The sequence below is a fragment of the Pseudomonas sp. fls2-241-TYG-175 genome, assembly GCF_030209155.1.
Classification (GTDB): Bacteria; Pseudomonadota; Gammaproteobacteria; order Pseudomonadales; family Pseudomonadaceae; genus Aquipseudomonas; species Aquipseudomonas viridiflava.
The window spans coordinates 1-10,960 of sequence record NZ_JARVSO010000040.1 but is presented as its reverse complement, the minus strand read 5'-3'; the positions used below and the strand labels follow the sequence as shown (position 1 = coordinate 10,960).

6 protein-coding genes are annotated in these 10,960 nt (G+C 55.7%); all 6 read right to left on the bottom strand.

Going from position 1 to position 10,960, the window contains the following annotated elements; translation table 11 throughout:
- Positions 1-85: 85 nt before the first annotated feature.
- Positions 86-1,069 carry an alpha-L-glutamate ligase-like protein gene (locus QRN20_RS23070; protein WP_122491023.1) on the bottom strand — a complete coding sequence of 328 codons (984 nt, stop codon included), beginning with the start codon at positions 1,067-1,069 and terminating at the stop codon, positions 86-88.
- Positions 1,069-2,601 (bottom strand): osmotic stress tolerance membrane protein RloB, encoded by a 1,533-nt coding sequence (gene rloB / locus QRN20_RS23065; protein ID WP_122418903.1) that lies wholly within the window; start codon positions 2,599-2,601, stop codon positions 1,069-1,071. Before rloB ends, QRN20_RS23070 begins: the two co-directional genes overlap by 1 nt.
- Before the next feature lie 944 nt (positions 2,602-3,545).
- Positions 3,546-3,989 (bottom strand): immunity protein RhsI2 family protein, encoded by a 444-nt coding sequence (locus QRN20_RS23060; protein WP_122428919.1) that lies wholly within the window; start codon positions 3,987-3,989, stop codon positions 3,546-3,548.
- Between the two features lie 18 nt (positions 3,990-4,007).
- Positions 4,008-8,885 (bottom strand): RHS repeat-associated core domain-containing protein, encoded by a 4,878-nt coding sequence (locus QRN20_RS23055; protein WP_122606324.1) that lies wholly within the window; start codon positions 8,883-8,885, stop codon positions 4,008-4,010.
- The gene (locus QRN20_RS23050; RefSeq protein ID WP_122606322.1) at positions 8,882-9,625 is read right to left on the bottom strand and encodes a DUF4123 domain-containing protein; all 744 of its coding nucleotides are present in this window, start codon (positions 9,623-9,625) and stop codon (positions 8,882-8,884) included. Before QRN20_RS23050 ends, QRN20_RS23055 begins: the two co-directional genes overlap by 4 nt.
- The coding region (gene tssI / locus QRN20_RS23045) for a type VI secretion system tip protein TssI/VgrG (protein ID WP_285361298.1) at positions 9,615-10,960 on the bottom strand (1,346 nt) is incomplete at its 5' end. The genes QRN20_RS23050 and tssI, both read right to left, overlap by 11 nt.

The window sequence follows — 10,960 nt, the reverse complement described above, 5'->3', positions numbered from 1 at the left end:
GCCCACGCGGAGCGATGGGCACGATCAGTGTTGAGGCGGATTTGTGTATAACGATCAGGACGGAGCGTGGGGCGATATCCGGCCTCTAACGTTGCACACTGCCGCTGATCTGCCCCAGAAACTTCTGTGCGAAAAGCACTCGCTGCTCCGGAGTATCAGCAGCGCCGCCTCGAGCCAGTTCTCTGATGCGAGCCTCCACACCCTCGGCTCGATAGGCCAGGCCACATTCGTTGGCGATCTGTGCACTCAGGTCGGGTCGGGCGTTGATTTCAATAACCAGAGGCCCGAGATTTTGATCCAGCATCATGTCCACTTCGATGTAACCCAGCCCGCAAAGCTCGTGGCACCTGGCAGCAAGCTTCATGAAGTCGTTCCAGGCCGGCAGCCGGAAGCCTTCGATGACATCAGTCTTGTCCAGAGGCTTTCCAATATCCTTGAGCCAGGTACCTCGCAAGGTCATGCCAGACGCGATGTCGATCCCGACACCGATGGCGTCCGGTTGCCGACTGGTCCAGCCGGCCGATTGCCGCGTGGGAATACGCAGCATGGCCATCACCGGGTAGCCCATCAACACGGTAACGCGAATGTCCGGAACTCCGTCACCGCTGAAGCCTTGAAAGACGTCGTCCGGAATAACCCGATACTCGACCAGCGCACGATCCTTGTCGCCCCGCGAATAGGCTCCGCTGAGGATGTCTGAAACATGGTCCTCAATGTCCGCGTGGGTGACGATCTGCCCGGACAGCGTTCGATAACGGTCTTCGAAGCGTTCGGTGATAACCATAATGCCTTTTCCGCCCGTGCCTCGGGCAGGTTTGATGACAAAGTCACTGTGCCCGTCGACAATCTGGCCGAGCTTTCTGATCTCTCTTTCAATGGCAATGACGCCATAGGTCTGCGGCGCTTCAAGGCCCGCCTGCGTCGCCCGTTCCTTGGTGAGGATCTTGTCATCGGCCAGCTTGCTGAGCCTGCGCTTGTTGTACGTGAGCTCATAATCGAGATCGCGCCGATTGATGCCCGGTATGCCCCATGCGTTCAGGGCCTTGCGGATTTTCCACAGGCCGGTCATTAGGCTTTTCTCTCCACGAACGCTTTCAGCTCGACCAGCTCTGTCAGGCGATAGCCGCGATAGCGACCCATCGCCAGCATAAAGCCGGTCAGGACCAGCAGCACGGCCGGGAAGGTAAAGACGAAGTAGACCAGCTCCGGCACGCTCATGATGATGTGCGCCAGCGACGCGGCGAAGAGGGTGCCGATTGCGACTTTCAGGGCGTGCCCGCCGCCGCTTTCTTCCCAGGTAATGGACAGGCGCTCGATGGTCATCGTCAAAATCACCATCGGAAACAGAGCCACCGAAAGCCCGCGCTCCAGCCCCAGCTTGTGGCTGAGCAGACTGACCGCGGCAATCAATATCACGACGAAGGTCAGCACTACGGACAGGCGAGGCAGCATCTGCAGTTTCAGGTGTTCAAGATAAGAGCGAAGCATCAGGCCCAATGCGGTGATGCCCGTGAACAGCAGAATGCCAACGTCGAGTTGGGTTTCCCTGAACGCCAGCGCGATGAGCACGGGAGTGAACGTGCCCAGTGTCTGAAGACCGATCAGGTTGCGCAGCAGCAAAATCACCAGCACGCCGACCGGGATCACAATCATGATCATGAATGTTTTCTGAGTCTCCAGCGGCAGACCGTACAACGAATAGGACAGAAAACTTTTTTCTGCGCTTGCGTCCGCCAGCTTGGCCAACTGCATGGCGTTCATTTCGCTGTTGTTCAGGCTGAAGCTTACCGTTGCGTTCTTTCCGCCATCGACAGTGATCAGGTCTTCGTTACCGATCCACCACAACAGCCTGTCATCCGGTAACCCGGCCTGGCCTGTGTCCGGGTTGAAGTACAGCCACTTCTTGCCATTGAAACTGCGCAGCCAGAGTTCGGGCGTTTGCGGCTGATCGGCTACCAGCCGGATCGTGTGGACTCTTTCCATCGGAACATGTGCGAGTGAGAGCAGCAACTCAGTGATCTGCGCTTTTTTCTCTACCGACGTATTGCCAGCCAGCAGGAACCTCGCGTCATCGTTACCCGTATCGTTGACGCGCTTGATGGCCTCGCTCATGAAGGTTTCGACGTCGGCGGAATGCCGGCGGATCGGTGCCACCAGAGCCTCTGCCGCGATTTTCTCTGCACCCGCAACCGGCAGACTGTCGCGATAGATCGGTCCTTTTTCCTTGGGCTTCTCTCCACGATATCGCTCGGTCAGCACCAGCCGGTAATACAGCTCCTGAGTCCCTTTGGCCCGACGCGATGACCAGGTCGCCTTGCGATTGCCGTCCACCACATTGACGCTCACGCCATAGTTCCTGGAAATGAAGCTTTCGTTGAGGTTTACGTAGTCCGATGCCAGCGAAGGCAAGAACATCTGAACCTTGATCGCGTCCCCGACATTGGCCTGAAACTCGACCTTGGCATCAATGTTCCAGAGATGATCGGTTTCATTCTGAGTCATCGGGATGCCGAGAACGGCAATCTGATAGGCCGTAACCCCGATCCCCAACAGGGTCAGAATTGCGATCAGAAATTTCAGGTGGAGTGAGGTGGCGCGCATGGCTTTACTCTGCGTTGAGCGATAACGAGGTGAGTGTTGATATCGAGGTACTACGTCCGTGTGAGCAGACCATCATCTTCAGCATCGTGTGCGGATGGCCAGACAAGCAATCGCGTGCTGACATCCCAGGCAGGATTGGCCGGATAGTTAAAAAGCCAGTTTCCGCTGCCGACATCTGCAAAGAACGTTTTGATCGTTGCAAAGCGGGATGGCACGCTCTTGACGCGTACAGATCAGGACAGGCACGACCCTGATCTGAGTCTGAAAGGAAGGGCTGATCACGCCTGACGGGGCCATGCATCCGACAATCAGCGGAGGCGCCTTCAGGCAGAGTAGTGGTGGGGGCTTTAACGTCCAGCATGCATTGAATTCCATCCATTGAATAAGCATGACTCGGAAATTTGATTCCTTCGTGTCGGGTAGCATATTGCTATTTCCGCAGGCTTGGATACCTCTATCTGCTGGTGATGGAGGCGATTTTAGCGTGGGCCTCTGGAGGAGGATCAGTACGGGGGAAGCGCCTTAATCGCTTAACCGTACATGTGCAGCAGATCCTCGATCGGCTTGAGCTCATGTACCGCGAGCGGTGTTATTACTTGCCCAGCCATTGCCTGATGCCTTATATTTTTTCGAAAAAACTTCCGTTCCGATGTTGATCCTAAAAGATTTCGCAGCAGAGAAATCGGGGAGCTTGAGCCGGTAATTCAATGCTGAATTAGGGTGAAAGAATTATCTTATTTTGCAAAAAGGCTTCTGATGAGTGCAATGTATTGATCCGGGCTCAATACATCCGCGAATCCATAAAATCACAGCCTTGAGGTAAGATTTTAAAGTAGCGTTATTGTTGTATTTGGCTGAGGTTTTTTGTTGAGCTTGATCTATAGGTTGCCTGCCAGTAAAGCTTGATCTCAGTGTGGCGCAGATTCATTATCTTGTCTTAGGGTTTAATGTTGAGTGCTTAAGTAAACCTCTAAAACAGTTTTTATATTGTTTTGAGATCCGTCCGATGCTGGCTGATCTTTTAAAGGTTCAATAACATACTTTATTTTGATTTTTGCTCCGGGTTTATAAAGAGCCTTGTCACTCTTCTTGTTTGCGTACATACCCTCTATAGCTGTTTTTTTGTTGTCGCACAAGATTTCTATCGTGTTGTATTGTTCAGTGTTGTCTTGTCCTGTGCGATAGATCTTCGTAATTACTCCTTCGATTTCTTCTTGAGGTGTAACTTTGTTTTTTATATTGTCCCACCATTGTGTTGAACCAAAAAGTCCAAATACGCCTTTTAGGCCTAAAAAAGGTTTTGCTTCGTTGAGGGTCAATGCTTGGATTTTCTTTGCGTACTCAGGATTTTCTTCAAGCATTACTGATAAGTCATATATTTTTTTCATTTTACGATCTCCGGTTTATTAAAGCTCTTCGAATTTTATAATGTTCTTGTTAAAGCTCTTTAATGCTTCTCCCTTGCCTAGCCCAGTGTTGACCACGCCATTACCACTATTTATATGCGGCTTCCTTTTTCCCTCGAGTTTGAAAAGAGCGTTATAGAGCTTCCAGCCTTTTTTGGCCTGGTCCATGTCCGGGAATAATGGCGCAGTTCCGCTATTGGCTGTGACTCCGATTTTCTTAAGCTCTTCCATGGTTCCTGGCTTTGTAGTAAATCTTATAAGTTTTCCACTGTATGCAGATGAGTATGCTTGTGATGGCGATATAAATGTTTCACTAGTGGGCGGAATTTCACCGTTAGCTTTAAGTTCATTTAAGTGTTCGGGGCTCAATGTTCGATAATAGATTTCATTTCCATGTGCGTCTGTTTCTAACGAAGGACTTAGAGGGTTGTTTGAAGTTTTTGTTGGTGTCCCAACTGGGCTTTCAGATGAGGACAATGAGCCGGGACATGATCCTTTCCCTGATGTCCATCCCAACGGATCCACCCATCCCGTCGGGTTAGGCACATACTGATAGTTGTTCAACCCACCCGCAAGTTTGATCGGGTCCGGTGTCAGGAACCGTCCAGTGCCGGGATTGTAATAGCGATGGCGGTTGTAGTGTAGGCCTGTCTCGGCATCGAAGTACTGACCCTGGAAGCGCAGCGGGTTGTCGATTTCGGCGATGTCGAGGGTGGCGAGGTTGCCGTAAGCTCGGTATTTGGCCGACCACATGATCTCGCCGCTGTAATCGGTGAGTTCCTGTGGGGTGCCGAGGTGGTCAAGCTGGTAGTAGAACGGCTGGGCCTTCAGCGGACCTTCGCCATCGAGCATTGCCAAGGGACGGAAGGTGCCCGGCTCGTAGATGTAGGTGCGATACCGGTTGGTTGCGCTTTCGGCTATGAGCCGCTCGCCTTGCCACAGAAATTCGGTGGTGTGGCCATCGACGGTCTTTTCGATGCGGCGGCCAAAAGCGTCGTACTTGTAGGACGCGGTACTGCCGCCCGGCAGGCTGACGCCGATCAGGCGGTGCTGGCAGTCGTAGCGGTATTCGGTGACAAGCTTCTGACCGGTGCCGCGTCGCTCGCTGATCTGGTTGCCGTAGGCGTCGTAGTCGTAGTGCCGGTCGCCTTGCATGAGCAGGCGGTTGCCTTTGACGTTGGCCAGGTTGGCGACGGGTAGGTCGTTCTGGGCGAGCAGGTTGCCGGCCGGGTCATGGGCGAAGCTTTCCGGCGTGCTGCCGCGCACGCTGATCAGGCGATCCAGCGGGTCGTAGTGGAAGCTGCGGTTGCCTTTTCGACTGTCGTTGACGCCTGCCAGATTGCCATTGGCGTCGTACGCGTAGTGGCGGTGGAACAGGTTGCGGTCCTGCTGGCTGACACTGTGGGCCTGAAGGCGGCCCTGGTCATCGTACTGATACTGGCTGAGCAACAGACCCTGCTGGCGTTGCTGCTCGCGACCGGCGCTGAACTGGTGTGTGGTCAGGCGCGAGCCGTTGAGGTCAATGCTGCCGAGCTGGCCGCCGCGCTGGTGGTGGTAATCGAGTTTGCTGCCGTCAGGCAGGCGGCAATGGCTCAACTGGCCAAGCGCGTCGTACTCGTAACGCGTGGTGCCCCAGCCCTGATGCTCGGTAATCAGGCGATCCTGCAGGTCGTATTCGTAAGCGAGCGGCCAGTGACCGTCGTCGACGCTGACCAGGCGGCCGAGAGCGTCGTAGCGGTAGTGGATGGTGCTGCCATCGGCCAGGGTTTTGACCAGCAGGCGGCCAGCGCTGTCACGCTGATACTCGGTGACGAGTTCGCTGCCGTCGTCGCCGAACTCGGTTTTCTTGAGCAGCTGGCCGTTGAGGTCGTATTCATAGGCCGTGCTGCGGCCATCGAAGCCGGTTTCCCGCTGGATCAGGCCATTGCTGTAGTAGTCGAGATGATAGTGCTCGCCACGCTCGTTTTCGATCTCGGTGAGTAGCAGGCGGGCATTGTCGTAGCGATAACGCAGTTGGCTGCCATCCGGGTTGATGCGGCGGCTGACCAGATGCAGGTTGTCGGCATATTCATAGCGGGTGATGCGGCCCAGCTCATCGCGTTCGGCAGTGACTTTGCCATAGGCGTTGTAGGTGAACGCGCGGGTGGCGCCGCCGGGCAGGGTGATTTGTGCCAGACGGTTGGCCGCGTCCCACTGGTAATGGGTGATGGCACCGGTTTCTTCCTGACGGGTGATCTGCCGACCCAAGGCGTCGTAACGGTATTTGCGCTGACCGCCATCAGGCAGGCGCTCTTCAAGCAACTGGCCAAGGCCGTTCCAGCCCAGCGTGTGGCGACTGCCGTCGGGGTGACGGATTTCCAGCAGGCGACCGTGCAGGTCGTAGCTGTAATGGGTTTCGTTGCCGTCCGGATCGATCTGGACGGTAATGTCGCCTTGACGATTGCGGTCGTATTTCCATCGCGCATCGCCGCGTTGAACCTCAACGAGCTGACCATCGAAGTAATTGTAGTGCGTTGCTTCTTCGTCGGCTGGTACGACGGACATCAAGCGTCCGGCATTGTTGTAATGATATTCGGTGATAGCACCGAGCGCGTCTTTCTCCGCTATCAGGCGGCCTTCGTCATCATAAGCTCTTTGCGTTTCTGCGCCGTCAGGCGCAGTTTCACTGATCAGTCGTGCATTCTCATCATGCACGTAGACCTGCTCACTGCCGTCGGTGTTGAGAACTGTAACGGTGCCTTTATCGTCCCAGATGTAGCGTGCTTCCATTTGCGCATAGTTGGCCCAGTGACGAACGCATCGTGATAGTTTGCCTTCACGCTCCCATTCCCAAAAGAAACTTGCACCACCCGCTAGCTGTCGCTCAAGGATAACGTGCTGTTCGTTGTAGCGATAATGCTCCACCTCACCGGCGGCATTGGTCGCTGACAGAAGTTGGTTTTTTTCGTTGTATTGATAGGTAACCAGCGTCTGAATGGTCAACCAAGGGTCTTGTCGCTCACCACGATCATCATATTCTGAACGCTGTTGCTGATAATCCACTGCTGTAATATGACGGTCTTCATAGCGCAGTAATAAGGCCCGCCCTGCACCGTTGTCGACGCGCTGAACCCGGTCAACCAGGTCATAGCTTATGTGTATCCGGTTGCCATAAGCATCGCTGACAGCTATCAGGCGGTTTGCTCGAAAATGGTAAAAGCGGTCGCCTTGTTCTGCTTGGTTAAGGACTAGCTCACCTGGCGTATCGCCGAGGTAGATGGCCGATTTCGACAAGCTATTGGTTATGGCTGGGCGTCGCTCGGTGGGCATTGGAAAGCGGGTTTGACGGTTCTCATTGTCCGTCCACAGAACTCCTTCATCGTCCAGTTGAAGGCGATGGGAAAGAGAGTGGCTCCAGCCGTAGCCCAAGCGATTATCAGTTTCTACTGCACTGGTTCGGTAAAAGCGAGTCCATGGCAGCCGTAACAAACCATCCAACTCTCCGTCGGTCAGCGTTAACAGTTCCTCCCCCGTGACCATTGAAACGGGCTCACCATTTGTGCATGTATTATTGGCACACTGCGCAGGTTGATCAGCCGGGTTCTTCGACTGTGCAGGTGCGTCGTCGACGTGCTCTTTCTGTTCGACCTTTGTCGCGTTCTTCTTCTTGCCCCGTGCCTGAACCTGCGCGTCCGGTTCCACCGTGCCGGAAATGGGCTGTTTTTTCTTCGGAGCTGTAGCCGTGACAGCCGGTTTTGGTGGCGCGATGGCGACATCCGTCTTGCGCGCAGGGTTCAGCTTTGCCTCCGCATTCAGCAGCAGGGGCTTGGCGGTTTCGGCGTGAGCCTGTGCGTTTTTCCGGCTGAGCTTCATCAACATTGAGGTGAAGTCTTCAATCAGCGCCATGACTTTGCCGCTGTTTTGCGTCGCCTTGAGTGCCTTGGTGGCAACCCTTACAGTCAGGCCGATACCACCGGTCAGCACGACACCGATCAAGATGTTCATCAGCACTTCGGTGGTTAGTTCGGCGAGCACTTCAGTGCAGGTCTGCGGCGGCAGCATCTTGACCCACGCTACAATCGCAGCCACATAGATCCACATCAGCGGCTCGTCGCTGGCAATCAGCAACGCCGTGTGGATGGCTTCTTTGGACGCGTTGTAGATGCGTTTGATTTCTTCCTCGGTGAAGAACTTTTTCAGCTTTTCGTAGTTTTCCCGGGGATGGGCGACCAGGTTGTAGAGACTTTTTATATCCCCCCACAAACCCATGATTGCTTTGAGAAAACCTTTCCAGGCCGAATCCAGCTGCTGCATGGCTCGCCCGGTCATGGACGCGTTGCTATGCGCCTGCCAGAGCGGCAGAAAGTCAGTACTCCACTGGGTGGTCAGCCAGCCGCTAAGCTCACCTATGACACCCTGGTATGAGTTGAACAGGCTGTCGATCTGTGCGGGCGTCGGGTTGGGGAAAAAAGTGATCTTGTATTGCTGGTTAGGCTTGAGCCCCGTGACTTCTTTGATGCCGCTGGGGCCAATGGTCACGTTGATAGGACCGCCAGCCTCATTCTTGCCCATGAATAAACCGTCGACCACAGGCACAAGTCGCACAGGCGTGTTGCCGATCGGTACAAAACGCGCGGACTCGAAGCTGTGCACCAGCTTGAGTTTGCCGTTGGCCGGGCATGTCGCATACAGGTCAGCGCTGCTCTTGCTGTCCTTGTCCTGGGTGCCGACTTCATCGCCTACCTGAAACTGCTGTTCCGCATCCAGAATACCGCCATACCAGGCCTCGGCATGTTTGCGGTAGTCCGCGAGGCACTTCTTGAAATCCTTGATGATGACCTGAGCATCGGGTTGCTCGGCTGTCAGGTTGCCGACGATAGAACCCATGGAAATGTTCATACGGTCACCTCATTCTCCAAGTGGGCTTTCAAGAGCCCGGTATAGTTTTCTTCCGTGAGCGAGGTACGCTTTACGAAACGCGCCACTTTCTGCCGCAGATTGGATTCGGGAAACGAGAAGTACAGTTCGGCTTCATTTTCTTGCAGCCACTGCATCATGTTGTCGATGACAGTGTTGGGGTCGTCGCCCGCAAGCTTTTTGATCAGTGCCTCCGGCACGCTCCACCAAGGGAACGGCATCGGATCACCGACGACCCCCTGACCGGTTGTCAAAGCTCGTCCGTTGATCAGATAACGATCAAAAACCGGAACCACCTCAGACGCTTCTGCGCCGAGTTCGCTCAGAATCGGATAAATATGCCGCCCATCCCAAAACCGGAAAAACACCTCGGCCCCGTCCGGCATCTTCACTTGGGTCAGGCTGCGGAGATGCTCGAATACCACCTGCGGTGGATGCGTTGAAACGGCCAGCCAGCCCCAGTCCTCGGCATCGGTTTCAGCTACCCAGGTCAGGAAGGCTGATCGAGGCTTGAGTTCGCTCAGGTAGGGCATCACCGGTTGCCAGGTGTCATAAGGCGTGCCGCCCCAGAGAGGGATAAATCCGGCGTCTGGCTCAGTCATGTGCAGGGTTTTAAGCGCGTCGGCATCACTGGCGGCGCTGACGACCACGTACAGGTGTTCGTTCTTGCGCAACGGTTGTTGCGTCAGCCAGTCTCGTGGCGTGAGGCGGTCAGATTGCACAGGCACCGTCCTTGCACTTCTCGCATTCTTCACAGAACGGTGCATTGCGTTTGAGGGTGTTGATCTGCGCCGGGGTCAGTACCGCACCGGCCTTGTCGGCATCGGCCTGCTGTAGCGGACCCGGCATCAGCGGGGCTGACGGAGTGCCGCTGCCGGGACTGCCGCCTGTATTGACGTTGATCACCGGACCGCTCAGGGTGACGCCGCTGGCGTCGATTTTGATGAAGCTGCCGCCCGCTTTAAGGGTCAGTTCGCTACCGGCCTCAAGCACGACCTTCATGCCGCTGCTCAGGTGGATTTCCTGACCGGCTTCGATGAACTGGCCTGTGCCGATCTTCACGTGCTGATTGACCGCCACGGTCAGGTGATCGTCGGCACGGGCTTCGACCTTGCGGTCGGCGTAGACGGTGTGGTGTTCCTCGGCCTTGAATTCGCTGTAACTGTTCTGTTCGACAGTATCGTGGCGCTCGTTGCCGACGCGGATCTTCTGGTCGTGCTCGACGTTCTCGTCCCAGTCGCGCTGGGCGTGCAGGTAGATCTGCTCCTGTCCCTTGCGGTCCTCGATGCGCAGTTCGTTATAACCGCCGCCGCCCGGTGAGCTGAGGGTCTTGAACGTGCTACGGGTCTTGTTTGCCGGCAGGTCGTACGGAACGACATTTTCCTTGTGGTACAGGCAGCCAGTGATCAGCGGCTGATCGGGGTCGCCTTCCAGGAAGGTCACCAGCACTTCCATGCCGATACGCGGAATGGCGATGCCACCGTACATCGCGCCAGCCCAGGCGGATGAGACCCGCAGCCAGCAACTGGTCTTGTCGTCGGCCTGGCCTTCGCGATCCCAATGAAACTGCACTTTGACGCGGCCGTACTGATCGCAGTGAATCTCTTCACCCTGAGGGCCTGTGACCACGGCGCTCTGGCTGCCGAGAATGCGTGGCTTGGGATGGTCCAGCGGCGGCCGGTTCGGCACGTCCCACGGGGTGGCTTGGAAACGGTTGCGGTAGCCCTGATGGAAGTCATCCTTCAGGTCAGTGGTGTCGCTGGTGACCGACTCTTCCAGCACTTGCGGCTGTTTGCCTTCGTGCAGGATTTCGGTGAGCAGCCACAGGTCGTTCCATTTGGTCTTGGGGTGTTGGGTCATGGCCAGGAAATGGCCACTGACCAGCAACGGCTGATCGCTCTTGCCTTCGACCAACTGGTAGTCGCTGCGATGACGCTCCAGCGCTCGCTTGGCGAGGTGCTTGCCCCGGTCACGGTCGACAAAGCGGCCGGGGTAGTCGTAGTCCTCGAGGTCAGGCAGTGCGTCGCCACGGTTTTCGCTTTCCAGCGTCATGCGCG

Excerpts from the sequence above, each read along its gene's own strand:
- rloB (WP_122418903.1), bottom strand. The coding sequence starts at position 2,601 with ATGCGCGCCACCTCACTCCACCTGAAATTTCTGATCGCAATTCTGACC.
- QRN20_RS23055 (WP_122606324.1), bottom strand. The coding sequence starts at position 8,885 with ATGAACATTTCCATGGGTTCTATCGTCGGCAACCTGACAGCCGAGCAA.
- QRN20_RS23070 (WP_122491023.1), bottom strand. The coding sequence starts at position 1,069 with ATGACCGGCCTGTGGAAAATCCGCAAGGCCCTGAACGCATGGGGCATA.
- QRN20_RS23060 (WP_122428919.1), bottom strand. The coding sequence starts at position 3,989 with ATGAAAAAAATATATGACTTATCAGTAATGCTTGAAGAAAATCCTGAG.